The 22,473-nt window shown below is 49.7% G+C and carries 16 protein-coding genes; 2 read left to right on the forward strand and 14 right to left on the reverse strand.

The annotated features are described in order from the left end of the window. Positions 1–79: 79 nt before the first annotated feature. The 4 genes from DW039_RS09460 to DW039_RS09475 form a co-directional block, all read right to left on the reverse strand. On the reverse strand, positions 80–799 hold the full coding sequence (locus DW039_RS09460; protein WP_005825612.1) for an SGNH/GDSL hydrolase family protein: 720 nt from the start codon (positions 797–799) through the stop codon (positions 80–82). Positions 800–985: 186 nt separating this feature from the next. Beyond that, a complete protein-coding gene (locus DW039_RS09465; protein WP_120381885.1) occupies positions 986–2,386 on the reverse strand; it encodes an efflux transporter outer membrane subunit in 1,401 nt (466 codons plus the stop codon). Between the two features lie 31 nt (positions 2,387–2,417). Further along, positions 2,418–5,609, reverse strand: coding sequence for an efflux RND transporter permease subunit (locus tag DW039_RS09470; RefSeq protein WP_120381886.1), 3,192 nt, complete (start codon positions 5,607–5,609; stop codon positions 2,418–2,420). Between the two features lie 20 nt (positions 5,610–5,629). Continuing rightward, on the reverse strand, positions 5,630–6,745 hold the full coding sequence (locus DW039_RS09475) for an efflux RND transporter periplasmic adaptor subunit (RefSeq protein WP_120173086.1): 1,116 nt from the start codon (positions 6,743–6,745) through the stop codon (positions 5,630–5,632). 191 nt (positions 6,746–6,936) lie between these two features. Between DW039_RS09475 and DW039_RS09480 the strand changes: the two genes are divergently transcribed. Then, positions 6,937–7,773 (forward strand): AraC family transcriptional regulator, encoded by an 837-nt coding sequence (locus DW039_RS09480; protein ID WP_117588576.1) that lies wholly within the window; start codon positions 6,937–6,939, stop codon positions 7,771–7,773. A gap of 90 nt (positions 7,774–7,863) precedes the next feature. Beyond that, on the forward strand, positions 7,864–9,531 hold the full coding sequence (locus DW039_RS09485) for a beta-N-acetylhexosaminidase (RefSeq protein WP_120381887.1): 1,668 nt from the start codon (positions 7,864–7,866) through the stop codon (positions 9,529–9,531). On the opposite strand, the gene DW039_RS09490 is transcribed toward DW039_RS09485, so the two are convergent. The 10 genes from DW039_RS09490 to DW039_RS09535 all read right to left on the reverse strand — a co-directional run bounded on the left by DW039_RS09490 (position 9,532) and on the right by DW039_RS09535 (position 22,447). Then, positions 9,532–11,040 (reverse strand): MBOAT family protein, encoded by a 1,509-nt coding sequence (locus tag DW039_RS09490; RefSeq protein ID WP_057098260.1) that lies wholly within the window; start codon positions 11,038–11,040, stop codon positions 9,532–9,534. Then, the gene (locus DW039_RS09495) at positions 11,027–11,983 is read right to left on the reverse strand and encodes an SGNH/GDSL hydrolase family protein (protein ID WP_120381888.1); all 957 of its coding nucleotides are present in this window, start codon (positions 11,981–11,983) and stop codon (positions 11,027–11,029) included. Before DW039_RS09495 ends, DW039_RS09490 begins: the two co-directional genes overlap by 14 nt. Further along, positions 11,946–13,325 (reverse strand): SGNH/GDSL hydrolase family protein, encoded by a 1,380-nt coding sequence (locus DW039_RS09500; RefSeq protein WP_009037291.1) that lies wholly within the window; start codon positions 13,323–13,325, stop codon positions 11,946–11,948. Before DW039_RS09500 ends, DW039_RS09495 begins: the two co-directional genes overlap by 38 nt. A 123-nt stretch (positions 13,326–13,448) precedes the next feature. Then, a complete protein-coding gene (locus tag DW039_RS09505) occupies positions 13,449–13,742 on the reverse strand; it encodes a PG0541 family transporter-associated protein (protein ID WP_005825638.1) in 294 nt (97 codons plus the stop codon). 51 nt (positions 13,743–13,793) lie between these two features. Continuing rightward, on the reverse strand, positions 13,794–16,964 hold the full coding sequence (locus DW039_RS09510; protein WP_057256343.1) for an efflux RND transporter permease subunit: 3,171 nt from the start codon (positions 16,962–16,964) through the stop codon (positions 13,794–13,796). Between the two features lie 102 nt (positions 16,965–17,066). Next, entirely contained in the window at positions 17,067–18,083 is a 1,017-nt protein-coding gene (locus DW039_RS09515; protein ID WP_005833504.1) for an efflux RND transporter periplasmic adaptor subunit, read from the reverse strand. 37 nt (positions 18,084–18,120) lie between these two features. Next, positions 18,121–19,479: a TolC family protein gene (locus tag DW039_RS09520; RefSeq protein WP_035450368.1), complete on the reverse strand. Its 1,359-nt coding sequence runs from the start codon at positions 19,477–19,479 to the stop codon at positions 18,121–18,123. A gap of 27 nt (positions 19,480–19,506) precedes the next feature. Continuing rightward, on the reverse strand, positions 19,507–20,169 hold the full coding sequence (locus tag DW039_RS09525) for a TetR/AcrR family transcriptional regulator (RefSeq protein WP_005825647.1): 663 nt from the start codon (positions 20,167–20,169) through the stop codon (positions 19,507–19,509). A 155-nt stretch (positions 20,170–20,324) separates the two neighbouring features. Next, positions 20,325–21,821: a histidine ammonia-lyase gene (hutH, locus tag DW039_RS09530; protein WP_098032615.1), complete on the reverse strand. Its 1,497-nt coding sequence runs from the start codon at positions 21,819–21,821 to the stop codon at positions 20,325–20,327. Next, positions 21,818–22,447, reverse strand: coding sequence for a cyclodeaminase/cyclohydrolase family protein (locus tag DW039_RS09535; protein ID WP_098032616.1), 630 nt, complete (start codon positions 22,445–22,447; stop codon positions 21,818–21,820). Before DW039_RS09535 ends, hutH begins: the two co-directional genes overlap by 4 nt. Between the last annotated feature and the right edge of the window lie 26 nt (positions 22,448–22,473).

Genomic DNA, 22,473 nt, shown 5'->3' on the forward strand with positions numbered 1-22,473 from the left:
GTAACACATTTATTAGTTTGTAAATGTGTCTACCTATATCAGGATAAGACAAAAAGGATAACTCCCAATGAGTCTGTCCTTAGTTCTTGGCAGGCAAAGAAACAGAAGCCTCCAATATCGGGGAGACAGACTCCCAAACCTGAGCATCGATACTCTGCATTCCTTGCACAGAAGGATGCCCCCATTGTTTATCAATGTCGTGCAAACGAATATTCTCGATGCCATAGTGCCGGCAAATTTCATCCATGGAATCAGTTACCTCTTCGGATAATTCAGAATTGGTAATATTATAAATCCTGGCCGCAGGATAGAGCTGCTTGAGAGATGCAAGCAGATAGCAAAAGGCAGGACGGAAGCTATACAAATCGGCTTTCGTCCAGCCATCATATTGGTATGCGCCAATGGGAGCACCTGCCCAACTGTCATTGGTACCGCCAAAAACAAGGATTATGTCGGGGGTGCCGAGGTTGTGAATACGGGTGATAAAAGAACGGTCGGAGTAATCAGCTTTCTCGTAACCGGTATGACAGACGGTAGAGCCGGAATAGGAATTGTTGCGTTCCAACTGAAAGCCGTGCTCATGGATGAAACGGTACCACCAGGTTTCCTCCACCTTTGTCACATCATTCTCTTTCTTTTCGCCGGGAACTCCATACCAGCAGAGATTGGCGGCAGGAGAGACATGACCGTAAAAAGTGGAATAGGAATCGCCAAGAATAGAAACTTTCTTTTGAGCAAACACCCCTGATATAAGGGTCAGGGAAAAAACAACCAGAAAAAACAAGGATTTGCAGTTCATAATAGATAGATTTTTATGTCGTATGCCGCAAAGTTATAAAGTTTGTCCCGGTTTGACGGCAAGAAACCGTAGTTTTTTTGCCATAGCCCGCTTATATGAAAGCCCCTCTACCATCGGATTCCCACAAAAAAAGGAAATGCCGGATTGATAGAGGGGCGAGAGAATGAAGATGAGAAAGAGTATATTTTACTCCCGCCCTCCACCGAGGGCTTGATAGAGGTTGATGATACCTTGTATTTCATCAAAGCGGTCGGCTACCTGTGTCAGTTGGGCAGAGAGTAGCCCCTGCTGGGCAGTGAGCACTTCCAAATAGGTGGAAGTGCCGTATTGCATCAATAACCGGGTGCTGCAGACGGTAGTTTCCAGTGAAGTTATCTGCCTTGCGCGGAGCTCCGTCTTTCCACGGGCTACCTGCACTTGGGTCAGAGCATTGTTCACTTCGCTACCGGCATTGAGCAAAGCTTGCTGAAAAGCGAGCCTGGCTTCTTCCTGCTGTGCTTTGGCTATCTTGAGCTGTGCCACGTTCAGCCCTTTGTTGAACAAGGGTTGTGTCAGCGAGCCGATGGCAGAGAAGAGTAGTTTTCCTGGATTGACAATCATGCTTCCTGCCGAGTTGGTCCAGCCAGCTGTACCGCTCAGGGTGATGGAGGGGTAGAAAGCAGAACGGGCGGCATTGGTGCTGTAGAAAGCGGATGCCAGCGAGAGTTCGGCACTTTTCACATCGGGACGGCGGGAAAGCAGTTGCAGAGGTACGCCCACCGCAAGTTCCTGCGGGAACTCCTGCCCCGCCAACCGGCCACGCTCAATGGTGCCCGGAACATCGCCCAACAGAATGGAGAGACTGTTCTCCACTTCCTTTACCTGCTGCCGGAGGTCGAGCAGCGAAGCTTCCACCTGACGACAGTTGGCTTCGGATTGCGAAACACTCGCCTCGTTCGTCATGCCTGCAGCCATCATGGCTCGCATGGTGCGTACACTTTCGCGCCAACTGGCGGCTGTTTCTTCGGAAATGCGGTATTGCTCGTCGAGCATCAGCAAGGTGTAGTACAGATTGGCCACATTAGCTATCAGCGAAGTGCTGACGGCTTGTTCGTACTCCAAGCTTTGAAGGTAGAGCGCTTTGGAACGGCGTTTGGCATTGGTCAACTTACCAAAAATATCGACTTCCCAACTTGCCGAGGCAATGCCGGAATAGGTCCACGAGCCTTTGGAATTGTCGAAACTGCTGACGCCACCCTGCGGAGTGAGCATAAACGAAGGCAGGTACGAAAGTTTGGCCGACATCAGCGTGGCTTCCGCCTCCTTGATACGTTGCCGGGCGGAAAGCAGGTCGGTGTTGCCTTGCAAGGCTTGCTCGATGAGCGACTGTAATTGTGGGTCCGTAAAAAGCTCGCGCCAGGAAAGGGAAGCGATGGAGGCAGTGTCTGATGCCACAAACAGACTCAGGCTATCCAGACTTTGCCCGTCCAAATCGTGTCCATAAAGTCCATCGGTCGTGATGTCCTCCGGGCGCTGGTATTTGGTATAGATGCCGCAACCGGTCAGTACCAAGCCGGCGACAGCTAATAATATGAATTGTTTCTTCATTATTTTTTTATGTTAGTTACGCGATAATGTACTAATGTGATTCTTCTATCTCCTTCCGGCTTACTTTCATCTCTTCCTCAATCTGCCAGTCGCTCGTCGGAAGGGATTGGGCAGGACGAAGCCGCTCCTGCAACCACTGGAAACTGATGAACAAGACAGGAACAATGAACAGCAGCGCCAATGTGCCGATGAACATACCACCGACAACACCCGTACCCAATGAACGGTTACCGTTGGCTCCGACACCCGTGGCAACCACCAAGGGGAAAAGGCCGAAAATCATCGTCAGTACCGTCATCAGGATGGGACGGAAACGCGCCTTTGCCGCACTGACGGCAGAAGCAATCAGCCCCATTCCCGCTTTACGGCGCTCGGCGGCATACTCCGTCAACAGAATAGCGGTCTTTGCCAACAGACCTATCAGCATGATAAGTCCCGTCTGTAAATAGATATTATTCTCCAATCCGGCTATCCTGGCAAAAAGGAACGACCCCATCAGGCCCGCAGGAACGGCCAGGATAACGGCAAACGGAATCAGGAAGCTCTCGTAAAGCGCACTCAGAATCAAGTAAATCATCAAGATACAGATACCGAAGATGATGACTGTAGTACCACTCTGCTGGCTTTCCTCGCGGGTGATGCCACCAAAGTCATAGCCATATCCCTTCGGCAAGGCTATCTCCGCCGTTTCTTGTACGGCACGGATGGCGTCACCGGTACTGTATCCCTCGGCAGGCATAGCATTCACGGCAATGGAGTTGAACATGTTGAAGCGGCTCAAGGACTCGGCACCGTAGGAACGGGTCAGCGTAACGAACTGGCTCAACGGAGCCATCTCACCGTTGGACATGCGCACAAAGGCATTGTTCAGTGAAGCCTCATCCAAACGGAACTTCGGGTCGGCCTGAATCATTACCTTGTAAACTTTGGAGAAACGGTTGAAGTTGGAGACATATTGCCCGCCATAATAGCCCGACAGTGTGGACAACACCTGGTCGGGAGTAATCCCGGCACGTTTGCACTTGGAAGCATCCACCTCGACGGTCCACTGCGGATAGCGTACATCGAACGTGGAGTATGCCATCGAAATTTCCGGACGCTGGTTCAGTGCCGCCAGATACTGCTGGGTGGTCTGGAAGAAGGTGTTCATATCCCCTCCCTGCTTGTCCTGCACATTCAAGTCCAGCGCATTACCCATACCATAGCCCGGAATCATACCCGGAGCAAAGGCAAAGACTGTAGCATCCTTAATATCCGCCGTGCGAGCGTATATCTGGTTGACGACTGCCTGCACCTGGTCTTCCTTTGCCGTACGCTCGTCCCAAGGTTTCAGCTTCACGATAATCATACCGAAAGAATTTCCCTGCCCGGACAGCAGACCATAACCGGCAACTTTCTGCAAGTGCAATTTCTGAGGAAGGTCTTCCAGACGCTTCTCCACGCGGTCTATAATGTCATTTGTCGTCTTGAGCGAGCTACCCGGAGCGGTGCTAACGTTGACAAACAACGTTCCTTGGTCCTCGTCGGGCACCAGTCCGGTCTTGGTGGTATTCATCAGGAATACCAGCAGCACTACCGAAAGTGCCAGCAACGACCATCCCAGCCAGCGGCGCTTGATGAACAGCAGCACTATCTTCTTATACTTCTCGACCACCGCCTCGAAAGCCGTGTTGAATGCCTTGCGGAAGCGCGAAGCAAAATTATTCTTCTCCGTCCCATCCTCATTGATATAAGGTTTCAGCAGCAAGGCACAAAGTGCGGGACTGAGTGTCAGCGCATTAATCGCCGAAATGCCAACAGCCACCGCCATCGTCAGCCCAAACTGGGTATAGAACGTACCGGAAGTCCCTCCCATGAACGATACCGGAATAAACACCGCCATAAACACCAGTGAAGAAGTGATAACCGCGTTGCTGATGCCCTTCATCGCATCGATACTTGCCATATAGGAGGACTTATAGCCCACATCAAACCGTGCCTGCACCGCCTCCACCACGACAATGGCGTCATCCACCACCGTACCAATCACCAATACCAGCGCAAACAGCGTAATCAGATTGATACTGAATCCGGCAACGGACATGAAAGCAAACGTACCAATCAGTGAAACAACGATACCTACCAGCGGAATCAGCGTAGAGCGGATGTCTTGCAAAAAGACATAAACCACCAGGATAACCAGGATAATAGCCTCAATCAGCGTTTTCACCACTTCGTGGATAGAGGCGAAGAGGAAGTCGTTGCTGGACATCATCTGGGTAAGCTCCACGCCTTTCGGCAAGTCCTTGCGTGCTTCTTCAAGGAGCCGGTCAATCTGCCGGTTCACTTCCGTGGCATTGGACCCCGCGGTCTGGAACACCATGCAGGAGATACCGGGATGTCCATCCATGGTACCTTTGTAGGCATAACTGTCCTTACCCAGTTCTATGTCGGCGATGTCCTTCAGTTTCAGCACCTCGCCGTCTTCGGTAGAACGGATGACGATGTCGCCGAACTCCTCAGGAGTAATGAGGCGTCCCGTATATTTCATGGTATATTGATACGTCTCATCCGAGTTCTCACCAAACGACCCGGTGGCCGATTCGATATTCTGCTCTGCCAGCACAGCCGTCACATCCGAAGGTATCAGCTTGTACTGCGCCATAACATCCGGTTTCATCCAGATACGCATACTGTAGTCACCACCCATAATCATCATATCGCCCACACCGGAGATACGTAGAATCTGCGGCTTCAGGTTGATACTGATATAGTTGGCAAGAAAGTTTTCGTCATAGCTGTCATCAGGGCTATATAAAGAGAACATCTGTAAGATACTGGTCTGCCGCTTGCTGGTGGTGACGCCCACCTGGGTTACTTCGGCAGGAAGCTGCCCCGTGGCTTTGGACACACGGTTCTGCACATTGACCGCCGCCATGTCCGGGTCTGTACCCTGCTTGAAGTACACAGTAATGGAAACCGACCCTGCATTGCTGGCGGTAGAAGTCATGTAAGTCATGTCCTCTACACCGTTGATGGCCTCTTCCAACGGAGCGATAACACTTTTCTGAAGGGTTTCCGCACTGGCACCATAGTAAGTGGTGCTCACCATGATGGTGGGCGGCGCAATGTCGGGATATTGCTCAACGGGCAAGGTGAACAATCCGATGATGCCCAGAATGACAATCGTAATGGAGATGACTGCCGAAAAAACGGGGCGTTCTATAAAAGTTCTGAGGTTCATATTCTATCGGTTAAAAATTATCATTCATTCGTTTTGGGTTGGACGGAAGTACCTTCACGCAGCAAACCCACGCCTTCGGCCACAATTGTGTCCCCCACTTTCAAGCCGCTCTCTACGATATATTCCTGACCTCCGTTCACACGGGTCACTTGCACGGGAACTGATTGCGCCTTGCCGTCAACTACCTTATATACATAGACCTTGTCCTGCACTTCGTAAGTGGCACTCTGGGGAACAACGATGCAGTTCTCTTTCCGTACCGGGATGATGACGTTGCCCGAACCGCCACTGGTCAGCAATCCCTCTTTATTGGGGAACACGGCACGCAGACTGACTGTACCCGTAGAGGTATCAATTACACCACTGATAGTTTCTATCTTACCTTCTTGCGGATAGACAGAACGGTCATTGAGCTGTAATTCGATAGAGTCCATCTCTGCCAGCGCCTTATCCTTGGAGCCGTAGCGGCGGGTGAGGTCAAGCAACTGATTCTCTGTCATGGAGAAATAGACATACATATTAGAATTATCGGATACGGTCGTCAGTGGTTTGGGCAAACTGGCGCTGACCAACGTCCCCACCCTATAAGGGAGCGTACCTACCATTCCATCTGCCGGACTCTTCACTTCTGTATAAGAGAGGTTATTGGCGGCATTCACCTGCTGCGCCTCGGCTTGGGCCAACTGGGCTTTCGCTGTCAGCAGGCTGTTGTAGGAAGTCTTTAAGTCAAACTCGGAAATCACCTTCTGGGCATAAAGCTCCTTCTTGCTGTCATATGTCAGTTGCGAAGTGGCCACGCCGGCACGGGCAGCTTCCACATTGGCTTCTGCTGTGCGCAAGGCTGCCAGATAGGGCACCTGGTCGATAATAAACAAGACTTGCCCCCGACGCACGGTCTGTCCTTCCTCCACACAAAGTTTGGTGAGTGTACCAGACACCTGCGGATAGATGTCGATGTCCTGCCGTCCGCGGATGGCTGCGGAATAGATTGTCTGCAGTTCTCTGTCGGTAGTCGAAATAGTCATCACCTGATATTCCGACTGGGGTTGCACGGCAGGCGCGCTGCCGCAGGCTGCCAGTGTTGCACAACAGATGACGGTCATCATCTGTTTCATCATACTCTTTTTTGTTTTCATACTCTTTATCTTAAAAAAAATAATACGCCGGCTTTATCTTTTATTTTTTAAGCCGGCAGCAAAGGTATGCCGTTTTTGAACAACCTTTTGTTTCATTGGAGGTACACGACTGTTCATTTTCGGAACATGCCATTTAACAATCCAAAAAGAACTCGTACCTTTGTGACCGCAAATCATAAACAATCTAAAATATGAACCCATTACTGACTACCAAACAAGAAACGTTCAGAGCCGGAACAGACAACCTGGAATTCTTCCGGGAACGTCTTCTGAAAATGAACAATGGAGCACTGATGTTCTGCACCCGTGGAGAAGCAATTATCACAATAGATTTAAGAAAATATCATATTGTACCCAATACGCACATTACGCTGCTTCCAAGTTCCATTATTTCACTGACAAGTGCGAGTAAAGATTTCCTGGTGGACTTCTTTGCCTATTCCGAGACAATGTTCAAGACGGCATGCTTCCGTTTAGAGCCGCCCTTCATACATTTTATAAAGGAGAATGCATGCTATACGCATACCGAAGACGAACCGGTTCGTGCTATCACGGGACTCATCACGGCAAGCAATGCCATCTACCGCGATTCTGAAAATCTGTATCGCGAAGCCATTGCACAAAACCTGCTGCAAATTTTCTTTCTCGACACCTACGACAAGGTTCAACGTTACTTTACGGAAGAGCAAATCAATGGCAGTAACCGGAAAGAAGAATTGTTCAAAAAGTTTATAAATCTGGTACATACGTACTGTACTACCCAGCGGGATGTCGCTTTTTATGCTGACCAACTCTGCATTTCGACCCGCTACCTATCTGCCATCACCAAACAAGTGGCAGAAGATTCTGCCAAAGAAATCATTGACGAAAACCTGATATTGGAACTGAAAATGGCGTTGCAATCCACCGGCATGTCACTGAAAGAGATTGCCGACAAATATCGTTTTCCCGACCAGTCTTTCTTCGGACGATATTTCAAGAAACACACGGGAATGTCACCCAAGGAATATAGAGCAAAAAAGAACTGAGGTATGAGCATGCATTTATCCCCTTCTCCTCTGCCTCTTTAGTATTTTTTCTATATATTTGTCAGACACTAATTTAATCAGTTCAATGCCATGAGAAAACTTACACACATGCTCCTTGCAGGCACTCTCATCCTGGCCTGCTCTTCATGCGGAGTAGAAACAACAGCCAACTATCAAGTCATTCCCTTGCCCCAGGAGATTGCCTTGAGTCAGGAATCCCCCTTCAACCTGAATGACGGTACCATCATCGCCTACCCCGAAAACAATGAACTTTTGAAACGCAATGCCGAGTTTCTGGCCGAATACATCAGCCAGTCCACCGGCCGCACCCTCCAGACAGAAGCCCTTGCCCCGGGAAGCGAAGCGCCCAAAGGCGCCATCACATTGGGACTGGATCCGGCTATCGGCAACCAGGAAGGCTATGTGCTGACCATCAAAGCCGACCGGGTGACCCTAAACGGACAGACCGAGAACGGAGTGTTCTACGGTATACAAACCCTGCGTAAATCAATCCCTGCCGAAACCAAAGCCACCTCTATCCTATTGCCTGCCGGCAGCATCCAGGATGAACCCCGCTTCAGCTACCGAGGCATGCACCTCGATGTGGGCCGCCACTTCTTTCCCATTGAGTTCGTAAAGAAATACATAGACTTGCTGGCACTTCACAATATGAATACCTTCCACTGGCACCTCACCGAAGACCAAGGCTGGAGAATAGAAATAAAGAAGTATCCCAAGCTGACGGAAATTGGCGCCTGGCGCGACCGTACCGTTATCGGCCGGAACACCGAAGAGTATGACAACACCCGGTATGGCGGTTTCTATACGCAGGAGCAAGCCAAAGAAATCGTAAAATATGCCGGGGAGCGCTATATCACGGTCATCCCCGAAGTAGACCTGCCCGGACACATGCTTGCCGCACTGGCCGCCTATCCCGAAATGGGATGTACCGGTGGACCGTATGAAGTGTGCCCACGTTGGGGCGTATTCGAAGATGTGCTGTGCATCGGCAACGAAAAGTCCATGCAGTTCCTCGAAGATGTCATGGCCGAAATCATTGACATATTCCCTTCCAAATACATCCACATCGGCGGTGACGAAGCTCCCCGCACCCGTTGGGAAAAGTGTCCCAAATGCCAGGCACGTATCAGAACCGAAAAATTGAAAGCCGACAAGAACCATACTGCCGAAGACCGTCTGCAGAGCTATTGTATGACACGTATCGAAAAGCTCCTCAATAGTAAAGGACGCCAGATTATCGGCTGGGATGAGATTCTGGAAGGCGACGTCGCCCCCAACGCAACTGTTATGTCATGGCGTGGCTCGGCAGGAGGAATCAAGGCGGCCCAACTGGGACACGACGTGATAATGACACCCAATGACTATTGCTACTTTGATTATTACCAAAGTGAGGATACCCGGCACGAACCATTTGCCATCGGAGGCTTTGTCCCATTGGAGAAAGTATACAGTCTGAATCCTACCGCCTCACTGACCGAAGAACAAGCTAAGCACATACTCGGCACACAAGCCAACCTTTGGACAGAATACATCCCGACCAGCGAACAGGTAGAGTATATGGTTCTCCCCCGTATGGCCGCCCTTGCCGAAGTACAATGGACACAACTGGAAAAGAAAGATTATACAAACTTCACTACCCGACTGGCCGGACTCATCGGCCTCTACCGGAGAGACGGGCTCAACTACCGGGAACCCTTCCGACAGCAGGCAGACTCCACAGCGACCGAGAAGAAGTAATCAGAACTGGAAATAGATAAACGGCTGTATCTCCGAACTTTTCATCTGAATGACCAGATAGATTACAGCAAGCATCAGTACCGCCTTTCCCAACAAGGGGAGGCGGATTACTGTTTTTGTGCAAGCACGTTCCCAACTGTCGGGCACAAAATGCAGCAGATAGCCCAATGCCATCAGTGCAAACACTTCCCAATAACCCTCTACCAGCTGCGGGAAGAGTTGCGGACGGAAAGTAGTGAATATCTGCTTCAGCATATCCATTGATGTGGAGAACTCCGCATTACGGAAGAATATCCAGCAGAAACAAACAAAATGGAAAGTGACAAGCACTCCGAAGAAGCGGTGGATGCCATGGCTCTCCGTCCCCTTCTTACGCCCGGTAAGCGTCATCCAGAACTTATGGGCTGCAAGCGCAACGCCATGCATCATTCCCCAAAGTACAAAATTCCACGAAGCGCCATGCCACAAGCCGCCCAGGAACATGGTAATGATGAGATTGGCATATTGGCGGATTTTCCCCTTCCGGTTGCCTCCCAAAGAAATATAAAGGTAATCGCGCAACCAGCTGGAAAGCGAAATATGCCACCGCCTCCAAAATTCCGTAATGGAAGCGGACTTATAAGGGGAATCGAAATTGATATTGAAATGGAAGCCCAGCAACAAGGCAATGCCGATAGCCATATCACTGTAACCGGAGAAGTCGCAATAAATCTGCAAGGCATAGCCATAAACACCCATCAGATTCTCCACCCCCGAATAAAGAGTAGGATTATCAAAAATACGCTCTACAAAGTTAACGCTGATATAGTCCGATATAACCGCTTTCTTGAAGAGCCCACTCACGATGAGGAAGATTCCACGTCCGAACATCTCATTGGAGACAAACAACGGGCGGCGGATTTGCGGAATGAAATCACGGGCACGTACAATAGGACCCGCCACCAACTGGGGAAAGAAAGAAACATAAAAAGCATAATCCAACAAACTGGTCAGAGGCGTTATCTGGCGACGGTACACATCTATCGTATAGCTCAACGACTGAAAAGTGAAAAAAGAGATGCCCACCGGAAGGAAAATATCCATTGTCGTGAACGTGCCTCCCGTCAGCGAGGCAAAAGTTTCGCCCAGAAAATTGGTGTACTTGAAGTAACACAACAATCCCAAATTGATGAACAGACTCAACACAACCCATGCCTTACGTAGCCAGGGAATAGCCTCGCGTGCCATCAAGCGTGCAATGAAAAAGTCACAGACCGTCACCAGTCCAAGCAGGAAGAAATAAGTGCCACTACTTTTATAATAGAAGTAATAGGAAAACAAGGTGACAAACAGCAAACGCGCCGTCGTCCGGCGTTGCAACAACAGATAAACCAATATAAAAGCGACAAACAGCCAGAGGAAAATACCACTGCTGAATATCATCGGGGCTTGCGGGTCATAAGTGAAGACATCGCGCAAACGGTCCAAGTCTATATTCAATCCGGATAAAAATTCGTCAATATTCCACATAATCGTTATAAGCTTTTAACAAGGCCTGGTAGAACAGCTCGCCTTGCAGGCGGTAACCGTCCGGCAAATAGTGTACATGGTCCGGACGCATCAATCCGGCTTCCTGCCAGTTGAGGCAGGCACGGTGGGTACCGCCAAGTATTTCGTACATGTCCCATACCGCCAATCCGTTTTCATCGGCATAGCGGCGGATGGTCTGCACGGCAACGGCAGTACGCGGATTAATCTTATAGGTCCGACGACGGCGACGCTGCCGGAAACTCTCGTAAGAGCCCGGAGGAGTGGTCATCAACATCGGTACATTCGGCAGTTTCTCGCGAAGCATGCGTACAAGGTCGTCCATCTGGCGATAGTGCAGCATTGTATTGTAACGGCGGTTATGGCTTTCGTTCGTCCCGAAGGAAAGAATAAGCAGGTCGGGATGCAGAGCCGCAATATCAGCAATACGGTCCGGACGGGTGAAAGTAGTACAAAATGCACCGTTGATACCTACATCGGTATAAGAGACTGCCCCGAAAGTGTCCTGCATCAACGCACCGGTGGTACGGGGGAAGATATGGCCGCGTATATGGCTGTCGCCCACATGTACGATGCGAAGCGTATCAGCGGAAGCGCCCAGCCGAGACAGACGCAACTTCTCCCAGAAAGGATTAAGAATACCCAGACTGTCGGTAAGTACATTCTCCTTCATTTGCCGGAATGCGGCGGGAAAAGTTATCAAAGGGACAGACACCGTATCCGTACGTTGGGAATAGAGGCAGAGAGTATCACAATCCGTTCCGCCGACATGACACGAAAGGCTGCCCGGCAATACATCTTGTGCATGGAGCGGCCCTATCGCCGCAATCAGCACCAGCACCGCGCAGCAAATCGTACATCGTAAATCGTACAATCGTGAATCCTCCTTATGGCTCCTCTTCATAGTAGGCCCTCCTTCTGTCATACTGTTCCTTACCATAAATCAAAGACTCATAAAGCAATCCCGCAAGATACTTTCCACCACGGAAGTTGATGTGCGTATAATCATAATTGGCCAGTGACGGCTTGGCATGCACCATCTCTGCCATACTGCCTTCCCCACCCATAGCCTCGAACATGTTCCAGAAAGCGACAGCCTCATCCGCCGCCAAATTCTGTTGATAACGAACCAGATTCTTGATACCGGGCATGGTACGCAGCTCCCCTTCTTCGGTCTTATAGTCACGGTCGCCCACGCTGACCACAAGGATGGCAGCTTGCGGAAAGGCTTCCTTGAGATGTTCCACCGTTGTCTGCATACCTGCAATGTACCTATCGTAATTGCGTCCGCGCTCGGTGGCCACATTCAAGCCGTATTGCAGGATTATCAGGTCGTAGGGTCGCTGCTCGTTGAACTCGCGCATCATCCACACGGGAACAGAACGGAGGGAGAGGCCGGAGCTGCCACGCAGTGAGAAGTTATCCAGCACAATGCCGGAAGTACCGTCCATGGCAAGGCCATAAAACAAGGTGGAGTCCGCACTTTCCACCGTCCAACGGACAGAACCGATATTTCCCTCTACCGTCATCTCCTGCAAATCATCAATCGGCTCAAAAGTCTCGGTAGTTGCTTCGCCACGATTGACGCGGACAGAAAGGGTGGTTGTGCCACGGTTATAGAAAAAAATACTGGCACGCTGGCAAGTATCCAGACGGGAGGCATAGTTCTTCTGCCCCCGCAGTTCCACATAAGCACCGGTATTCGGAATAAAGTAATGTCCGGAGACTCCCAGCTTGCTACGGTCAAAGAACACGGAGTCCATGACAGAATGACTCTGCCATCCGCTGAAGGAATGACGCACTGTAGGACGGAAGCCACTGGTCATGGACGTAATGGTGACAAAACCTACTCCGCAACCGCCATATTTCTGCTGAAGCATCTCGCGTAAATCAGCCGTCAGAATATCCGCTTCGATAAAGGAGTCGCCGAAGTAGGCGATACGAACCGGACGGGGTGCTTTGGCAAGCTCGTCGAGCGCCTGATAGAACCGCGTCATGCCACGCATGGTAGAATCGCTGTAATCTTCAATGCACGTCATGCCCGCACGGCAGGTGTCCACAAAGGCGGGCTTCACCTTCGGGGGCGGAGGCAGCAGGCTGTCCGGCTCACTCACCGGCTTGGAAGGACGACGCACGTCCCCCAAGATATCCACACGCCTCAGCACACGGCCACCCATCGTAATACTTGGCAACAGATGCATCAGCAACAATGCACCCCATACGATAAACGCCAACAGACCCGTATATTTCAATGAATTCTTTTCCATACCTAATGTGGCCGCAAAGATATAGATATAGGTTGAAAAAATCTCTCCGGACAAAAAAGAATTATCCCCAAAGAAACAAGATTTTTTCTCCGGGGATAACGGTTATAGACAGAGCAGACCCGATTAAATGGTCTGTTCGATATTCCAAACAAAAGCACGGAGTCCGAGTTGCTCGGTCTCCTTGTCCATCCGGTGGAGCGCTTCGAGCAACGGAGCCACCTTAGCCTCATCTATGATAGTGATGATGGCGGAACACATACTGGGCCAGGCATGGCTGCCATAGTGCGGTTCCCCCGTCTTACTGCCACGCCCCTGTACTTGCTGCCAATAGCTGAAGCCGCGGCAGTTGTGGCGGTCAAGCAATGCCATGATACGTTCAAAGAACGCTTGGTCGAATGTTATAAATACTGATTTCACGCTATATAATGTTTAGTGATTAATGTTTAATGATTAACGGATAATGATTAATCATTGTTTACGTGGTTTCGTCATCTTCTCCTTATGCAACTGGTAATAATCATTCAGCTCACGGTCTTTCTTAATCTTCTTACGCGTGCGGCGGATACCAACACCTGCAAACGAGCAATAGAGTACGGGGACAAGAATCAATGTCAGAATGGTAGATACCGTCAGACCGCCAATTACGGCAACACCCAACGGACGCCACATCTCGGCACCTTCACCCTGCCCTACAGCCATCGGCACCATACCGAGGATAGTGGTCAGCGTAGTCATCAATACCGGACGCAAACGGCTGCGGCCTGCCGTGACTACAGAGTGAAGCACCGCTTGACCACGTTCGCGGCAAAGCGTGATGTAGTCGATGAGTACGATACCGTTCTTCACCACAATACCAATCAACATGATTCCACCCAAAAGCGACATCACATTCAAATTGGTTCCCGTAAAGAATAATGCCATCAACACACCGCTGAATGCAAATGGAATGGAAAACATGATGATGAACGGATAGCTCAAAGACTCAAACTGAGCTGCCATCACAATGAATACGAGAATAACAATCAATACAGCCAGCGTTCCCAAGTCGGAGAATGAATCCTGTTGGTCCTCATACGAACCCGAAATCTGGATAGAAGCACCACTTGGTAAGTCCATCTTATCAATTATAGCATTACCATCGGCCACCACATCGCCCAAAGGTGCTCCCGAAATAACCGCAGATACAGTAACAATACGCTCACGGTCTTTACGTTCGATGGTAGGAGGAGCAGAACGCTCGACTACTTTGCCGAGGTCTTTCACGCGAATACCCTCACCGGAAGGCGTATAAATAAGGATGTTCTCCAAATCTTCAATCTTTGTACGGAATTCGGGAGCGTAACGCACACGGATGTCGTACTCGTCACCATCTTCGCGATAATAAGATGCCAAAGCACCATTTACACGATTACGCAGATAGTTGGAGGCAGTAGAAAGATTCAAGCCATGCAATGCCAGCTTCTCACGGTCAAAGTCCACCTGATATTCGGGCTGATAATCCTGACGGCTGATGTTCACTTCACTCACACCTTTCACCTGCAACAATTTCTCTTTCAGTTCGGCTGACACTTTGTCCGTAGCGGTGAAGTCGTAACCATAAACCTCAAAGTCGGCACTTGCCTGGGCGCTCATGCCGCCTGTGCTACCGCCCAGAATAACCTGCGCCTTGTCCAATTCAGGATACCCCTTCAAGTCCTCACGCATTTCGTCGCAAACGGTTTCCAGTGTCACGTCACGGTCTCCCGGACTCACCAGACTGATATTGAAACTAATGATATGACTACCGTTGTCCTGCATGGAAGCAAACGTATTGTCAGAGTCCGCCTGCCCCACAGTGTAGTTGCAAACTTTCATCATATCTCCGTAGCGCGTCATCCACTTGTTTGTCAGTTCCGAAGCCAACGCTTCCGCACGCTCCACACGGGCCCCGATGGGCAACTGAAGGTTGATACCGATGCGGCTATTGTCTGCTGCCGGGAAGAACTCGGTACCAATGTACTTGGCACAGAACAGACTTGCCACAAAGAATGCGGCACAGCCTGCCATAACCGTCAGACGATGGCGCACAGCCCAGTTCAACCGGTTCTGATACCACACGTCAAGACCGTCCAGCGCACGCTGAATCGGCGTATAGAGCGTAAGGAACATCTTACTCTGCTTTTTCTGCAAACGCAGAAGCTGCGCACACATCATCGGGGTGAATGACAAGGCTGAAACTGTGGAAACCGTCATAATCACACACATCATCCATCCCAACTGACGGAATAACACACCGGACATACCACTTACCATCGTCAATGGGAAGAATACCGCAATCATAGTCAGCGTAGATGCAATTACGGAGATGGCCACCTCGTTCGTGGCATGTATCGCTGCCTGCTTCGGTTCGGAACCCCGTTCAATATGGGTCGTTACATTCTCGAGTACCACAATGGCGTCGTCCACCACGTTACCAATAGCAATAGAGAGACAAGAGAGCGAGATGATATTCAGTGAACCGCCGTCGATGATACCCAGATAGATGAACGAGGCAACCAGTGACATCGGTATGGTGATACAAATAATGACCGTGGCACGCCAACGCCCCAAAAAAACGAACACCACCAAGATAACGAACAGCATAGCGTACATAATGGTTTCCTCCAAGCTGTCTATTGTATTCAAGATGTTATCGGAAGTATTGACAATGATCCCCAGCTTCACATCGCTCGGCAGTGACTTCTGCAACTGCGGCAACATATCAATTACCTTCTGCGAAATAGCTACAGAATTGGCACCCGATTGTTTCTGCACCACAATCATAGCGCCCTGCACACCGTTGCTATACGTCTTCTGTGCACGTTCCTCCACAGAGTCCACAACTTTTGCCACATCGCGCAGATAGACGGAAGCACCGTTGTGCGTACCTACCACGATGTTCTCCATCTCTTTGGGATCCTTGAACTCACCTTCCACACGCAGCGAATAGGTATTGCTACCCACATCGAACGTACCGCCCGGCGTATTCCGGTTTTCGGCACTGATAATAGAGCTGATAGTTTCTACAGAAAGGTTGTAGGCATCCAGTTTATTGGGGTCGCAATATACATTGACCTCACGCTTGGGGGCACCCGAAATGGACACCGTACCCACACCGGGCACACGCGCCAAGGGATTCGCCACGTTGTCATCCAATATTTTGTAAAGAGCCGGCTGGCTCTCCTCTGCCTGCACGGAGAGCAGCAGGATAGGAATCATGTCCGTACTGAACTTGAAGATGATGGGAGTTTCGACCTCATCGGGCAGCATGGAGCTCACCATGTCCAGTTTATCACGCACGTCGTTCGTCAGCACGTCTATGTCATATCCATACTCAAACTCCAGCGTAATCACGGAAATATTCTCCGACGAACGGGAAGTGATATGCTTCAAGTTGCTGACCGAATTCAGCACGTTTTCCAACGGACGGGTCACGTTATTCTCGATGTCCGAGGCACTGGCACCCTGATAGGTCGTCATCACCATAATGGTGTTGGTCTCGATGTCCGGATAAAGGTCTACCGGCAATTTCGACAGAGAGAACAGACCAAATATAGCCACTGCCAGGAAGCAGAGCGAGGTCATAATCGGTTTCTTAACCGCTCCTTCGTATAAACTCATAAGATTAATTCTTTAATTTGCCAATGTGCTAATATGCTAATTGGCTGCGCAATGTAGCTACATCGGCACATTAGCATATTATCACATTACCACATTACCATATTATTTTTCTACCTCGACTTCCACACCATCGGCTAATTTAGACTGCCCAGCAATAACAACTTGAGAGTTATTGTCTACACCGGAAATCAACTCATACTCCGTATCCATACGACGGCCAAGCTCTACCTTATTATAAGACACCTTGCCGTCCTTGTAGACATAGACATAGCGGTCGCCTGAACCGGCACGCTTCACAATGGCCAGGTCGGGAACAACCACGTGGTCCTGTGTTCCGAAGTTCAGCGTGGCGCGGGCAAACATTCCCGGACGTACGCGCTGATCACGGTTGACAAGCTGTATCTCTACCGGGAAAGTACGGGTAGCCGGGTCGATGGTAGGATAAACAAGGCTGATTTTGCCTTCGAACTCCTCGTCACCATAGACATCTACTTTCACGGATACGGGAGCGCCCTTCTTCACTTTGGTAAAGTAGCCTTCGGATACGTTGATGTATAGTTTTACCGGAGTGATTTGCTCCACTACCAGTACCGGTTCTCCACCGCTATACATATCTCCGTTATCGTAATTGCGTGCCGTCACCACCCCGTTAATGGGACTGAGCAACGAGGTGTTCTCCAAGAGATTCTTATAGGAAGTCTCACGGATGTCGAGATTCATCTTGGCGGTATCCCACTCCGACTTGGAGGCACCGCCTACCTTATACAACTCGTCAATACGCTTGAACTCTATCTGCTGGTTGTCCAACTGATATTTTATCTGCTTCAGATTGGCAGCATCCATGCTGACCAGCTTCTGGCCTTTCGACACGCGGTCGCCCACCTCCACAAAGATGCGGTCTATACGCACCGGAGAAGAGGGAGCAATATTGTTTTTTACTTCGGCTTCCACCGTAGCGGTGTATTCCTGAATCTGTTCCACGGGACGGGACGACACCTCGGCCAGTTTCACCCTCGGCTTCTCGTCCACCTTCTCAGCAGCAGCTTTATCACTACCTCCGCTACATGCCCCCAACATGGCAACAACCAGCAGGGCCATCCATTGAAAACCTTTTTTCATATCGTTGTTCTTATTTCTATTCTTCATTCTTAGTTCTTCATTCTTCGTTCTCTGCAATATAATCCTTTCCCAGCACTTGGTCAAGGTCAGCCTTCGCTACCAGATAATCATAGATGGACTGATTGTAAGTCAGTTCAGCCTCCGTAAGCTGCACTTGTGATGTGTTCAGTTCCAACACCGTACCTTTGCCTACCTCATAGCGTTTACCGGCAATCTGCACAGCTTTCTGTGCCTGCATCACATTCTCGCGGTTGCTGACAACCTGCTCGGAACTGGCAGCCATGTTGTTCTGGTAGCTGGTAATCTGCATGTTCAGCTTTCGCTCTGTGTCCAGACGGTTCTGCTCCAACTGACGTATCTGAATACGGTTGGACTTGAGCTTGGTGAAATTGCTTGCCTTATACAAAGGAATACTCAGCGTAAACATCAGTGCGGAACTTCCGCTCCAATTATAATCGAGGATGTTCCAATCCTCGTTGTAGAGTGACTGGTACTGGTAAGAATAGTTCATACCCAAAGTAGGCATGAAGTTGGCACGGAGTGACTTGATGTTCTGATTGAGCATCTTCCGGTTCAAGTCCAACTGCTTCATCGTCGTATTATTGTTCAGATTGGCAGCGGGCTGATTCAGTTCATTGGCAAACAGCTCCGTCTCATAGTTGCCGAGATTGTCGGCAATCTCTATATCCACATCGGCCGTTACCCCCATCAGTACCTTCAACTGCAACTTGGACAACGTCACGGCATTACCCGCTGAAATCACATTCGGCTTAATGCTGCGCATCTGCACCTCGGCACTGATTTTATCGAACTCGCTGACGGTACCCTGCTGATACTTGGCATTGACAATGTTGTAGTTGTCTTCTGCCAGCTTATAGCTCTTCTGCAACACATCGTAGGAGTCTTGCGTCAGCATCAGCTGATAGTAACCCTTAGTTACCTGGTTCACCAAGTCCAGCTTAGAAGCCCGTGACTTTTCCACAGCCAGTTCAATGTCTGTCTTCGTCATCGACATGGCCTTATATACGCTAGGGGCGAATATGGGCAAACTGATATTCAGCACCCCGCTTACCGTATTCGAATTGTCCATACCCATCTTGAACGACTGTCCACCAAGATTCATCTGTGCCGCACTGATGGTATGATTCCACGTACCGTCAATGCTTGCCTGCGGAAGCAAGTTCTGCCAGGTCTCCTTGTGAGTCACTTTCTTCAAAGCAATTTCTTCCTCCGCCACCTTTATGGTAGGATTGTCGCTTAAAGCAATCTCCAAGGCACGGTCAAGGGTCAGGGTCAGGGTATCCTTTGCCTCTTGTGCGCGCACATAGCCGCCGGCATACAGCACAGCAACTGCCAACAGTAGTGCTCTTCCTACCCAAAATCTCTGCATCTTCATAAATCAAAAATAGATTATTTATTAAAACTACTCCTTCGTTTCATCCGGCTTTACCTGATTCTTGCGATATTCGCAGATAAAGTCCTCCAGGACACGGGCACCCTTCTCCGTAGAGATACCGCGCAAGAAAGTGAACATGATAGATTCGTACACTTCAAGGAAAGAATACTCATTGCAGATGTCCGAATTCATCAGCAAATCGAGCTGGTCGCGCACGAGCAGATTGATAATGGCGAAATTCACATCATCACGAAAAATGCCTTGCTTCACGCCCTCTTTGAAGAAGTTCACTGTATCTTCCGAGCTCCGGTTCCGATTGTTCTTCATCAACTGATAAGCCTTGGGATATTTCTTGATATCCTCAAAAAACTTCTTGTTCGTGGCATGAAAACGCTCTATGCTCCACTGATAACATCTCAACAAAACTTCCAATACGTTACTGGAAGTCTCTATTACTCCTTTCACAAAAATATCACCATCCTTCTGGGATTTCAGGATACATTCTTCCAACAAGGTCTCCTTGTCCGGAAAAACTTCGTAGAGAGTGCGCTTAGAGATACCCAAAGATGCGGCAATCTCATCCATCGTGATACTTTTTATTCCATTTGTTGTAAATAATTCTACGGCGGCCAGAATGATACGTTCCCTCAGTTCCACCCGTGATGTTGAATGCTTCGTGTGTTCGCCCATTTTTCTTCCCTTTCTAAACTAAAACTATTTTTATTCATTATCGGAATAAAACGGGACAAATATAGAAAGAAAACTCAATTCGCCAATTAAGTTTCCTTTCTTATTGTTAACAGATTAATAATTATTATGTTTCTGGCAGATTTATTGGGAAGTTCCTAATAATCAAACTTTGTCCGGTTGAGGAAAGCGACTGTCTTATGGATTTCCTTATACATCACGATGTCTTCCTTCACAAAAGGGACTTCCTTGCGATATTCGTGCAGGAAACGCTCCAGAACGGGAGAAGTCTTTGCCGGACGGCGGAAGTCGATGCCTTGAGCGGCATTCATCAGTTCGATGGCAAGGATATGCTCCAGATTGTCCATAATGCGATAAAGCTTAGTAGCTGCATTGGCACCCATGCTGACATGGTCTTCCTGCCCGTTGGAGGAAACGATGGAGTCGCTGCTGGCGGCATAGCAGTACATCTTATTCTGGCTTACCATAGACGCGGCAGCATATTGCGGAATCATGAAACCGGAGTTCAGACCGGGATTGGCCACAAGGAATTCCGGAAGTCCACGCAGCCCCATGATAAGCTGGGCGATGCGCCGCTCGGATATATTGCCCAACTCTGCCAGGGCAATGCCGAGAAAGTCGTAGGAAATGGCAAGCGGCTGGCCGTGGAAGTTACCGCCCGAGATGATACGGTCCTCATCGGGGAAGATGGTGGGATTGTCCGTCACAGAATTGATTTCCGTCAGCAGGACGGAAGCCACGTAACGGATGGCGTCTTTCGTGGCCCCATGCACCTGAGGGATGCAACGGAACGAATAAGGGTCTTGTACATGCTGCTTGGGACGGGCTATCAGTTCGCTGCCTTCCAATAGTTTGCGGAAGTTGGCACCCGTTTCTATCTGGCCCTTGTGTGGACGGATCTGCTGGATACAGTTCATAAACGGGTCTATACGCCCGTCGAAAGCTTCCAGAGAAAGGGCGGCAATCAAGTCGGCTTTCTTGGAGAGACGGAAGGCTTTGAGAAGGGCAAAGACACCGTTGGCACTCATAAACTGGGTACCGTTGAGTAATGCCAATCCCTCTTTACTCATCAGCTTCACCGGTTCCCAACCGAACTCATCGAGCACACTGATAGCCTCGCGCTTCTTTCCTTTATAATAGACATCGCCCACACCGATAAGCGGCAAGAAGAGGTTGGCCAGAGGAGCCAGGTCGCCGGAGGCGCCCAGTGAGCCACGGTCATAAACGATAGGCATCACGTCGTTATTGAAGAAATCTAGGATGCGCTGCACGGTGATGACCTGCACACCGCTATGCCCCAAAGAGAGGGCATGCGCCTTGAGCAACATCATCAGTTTGATGATGACCGGGCGTATCTCCTCGCCCACACTGCAAGCATGGCTCTTGATGAGATTTTCCTGCAAGGTGCCCAGCTCGTCCGACGAAATGCTCTTACTGCACAACGAACCGAAACCGGTAGTAATGCCATACAAGGGTTCTTCCGACTCCGCAATCTTCTTGTCCAGATAATCGCGGCACTTCTGTATCCGCAGCTTGGCTTCCGGAGCCAGCTCCAGTTTCAGGTTTTCATTGATGATACGTTCGATGAGGTCGAAGGTCAACTCACCGGAACCTACATAATAGACATTGTTCATACTTTCAGCTCTTGATTGATTTCGTCCAACAATTCCTTTTCTTTCGCACAAGCCAGGCGTTCCAATTCGTCGGCTTCACTTTGGAGCTTGGACACAAACTCCTTGTCCTTCAGCGAACCCAGGTTGATGCGTACATTCATCAGTGCGCCCAGCACAGCCGAACGGGCAGACATCATGGCCACACAAGCATCCGTAACGGCATTGCGGTTGCCCAGGCGGGCTACATCCATGATGACCGTCATCAGCTCATACGCATTGCGTGCCACCTGCATGGGAACAAGGGCGGCAAACTTGGTAGCCTCCTGGATGGCAGCGCTGCGCGCCGCCTTTTCCTCATCCGTAGCTTTCGGCATCTTGAAGCAGGCAAACACCTTGTCGTAGGCTTCAGAGTCGCGGTCTATATCTGCTACAAAAGCCTCCTTTTGCTGCAAGGCAACTCCGGAGATATGGCGCATCAGCTCTTCGTGAAGTTCATAACCTTTCTTACCGATGGTGAGGTTAGCAACCATAGCGGCAAGAGCAGAAGCAATAGCACCGTTCAAAGCGGCAATACTACCGCCACCGGGGACGGGATCGCTACCCGCCACTTTATTCAAAAATTCCTTTACTGTCAAATCAACTAACATGATATTAAATATTAAAGATTAAGGAT

Origin of the sequence: Bacteroides sp. AF39-16AC (genome assembly GCF_003602735.1) — a bacterium.
GTDB classification, from domain to species: Bacteria; Bacteroidota; Bacteroidia; order Bacteroidales; family Bacteroidaceae; genus Bacteroides; species Bacteroides uniformis.

Bases quoted from the DNA above. Each gene is read 5' to 3' on its own strand.
- DW039_RS09475 (WP_120173086.1), bottom strand. From the start codon at position 6,745: ATGAAAACAAAAAAGAGTATGATGAAACAGATGATGACCGTCATCTGT.
- DW039_RS09460 (WP_005825612.1), bottom strand. From the start codon at position 799: ATGAACTGCAAATCCTTGTTTTTTCTGGTTGTTTTTTCCCTGACCCTT.
- DW039_RS09510 (WP_057256343.1), bottom strand. From the start codon at position 16,964: ATGAGTTTATACGAAGGAGCGGTTAAGAAACCGATTATGACCTCGCTC.
- DW039_RS09480 (WP_117588576.1), top strand. From the start codon at position 6,937: ATGAACCCATTACTGACTACCAAACAAGAAACGTTCAGAGCCGGAACA.
- DW039_RS09515 (WP_005833504.1), bottom strand. From the start codon at position 18,083: ATGAAAAAAGGTTTTCAATGGATGGCCCTGCTGGTTGTTGCCATGTTG.
- DW039_RS09485 (WP_120381887.1), top strand. From the start codon at position 7,864: ATGAGAAAACTTACACACATGCTCCTTGCAGGCACTCTCATCCTGGCC.
- DW039_RS09500 (WP_009037291.1), bottom strand. From the start codon at position 13,325: ATGGAAAAGAATTCATTGAAATATACGGGTCTGTTGGCGTTTATCGTA.
- DW039_RS09465 (WP_120381885.1), bottom strand. From the start codon at position 2,386: ATGAAGAAACAATTCATATTATTAGCTGTCGCCGGCTTGGTACTGACC.
- hutH (WP_098032615.1), bottom strand. From the start codon at position 21,821: ATGAACAATGTCTATTATGTAGGTTCCGGTGAGTTGACCTTCGACCTC.
- DW039_RS09520 (WP_035450368.1), bottom strand. From the start codon at position 19,479: ATGAAGATGCAGAGATTTTGGGTAGGAAGAGCACTACTGTTGGCAGTT.
- DW039_RS09495 (WP_120381888.1), bottom strand. From the start codon at position 11,983: ATGACAGAAGGAGGGCCTACTATGAAGAGGAGCCATAAGGAGGATTCA.
- DW039_RS09490 (WP_057098260.1), bottom strand. From the start codon at position 11,040: ATGTGGAATATTGACGAATTTTTATCCGGATTGAATATAGACTTGGAC.
- DW039_RS09470 (WP_120381886.1), bottom strand. From the start codon at position 5,609: ATGAACCTCAGAACTTTTATAGAACGCCCCGTTTTTTCGGCAGTCATC.
- DW039_RS09525 (WP_005825647.1), bottom strand. From the start codon at position 20,169: ATGGGCGAACACACGAAGCATTCAACATCACGGGTGGAACTGAGGGAA.
- DW039_RS09535 (WP_098032616.1), bottom strand. From the start codon at position 22,447: ATGTTAGTTGATTTGACAGTAAAGGAATTTTTGAATAAAGTGGCGGGT.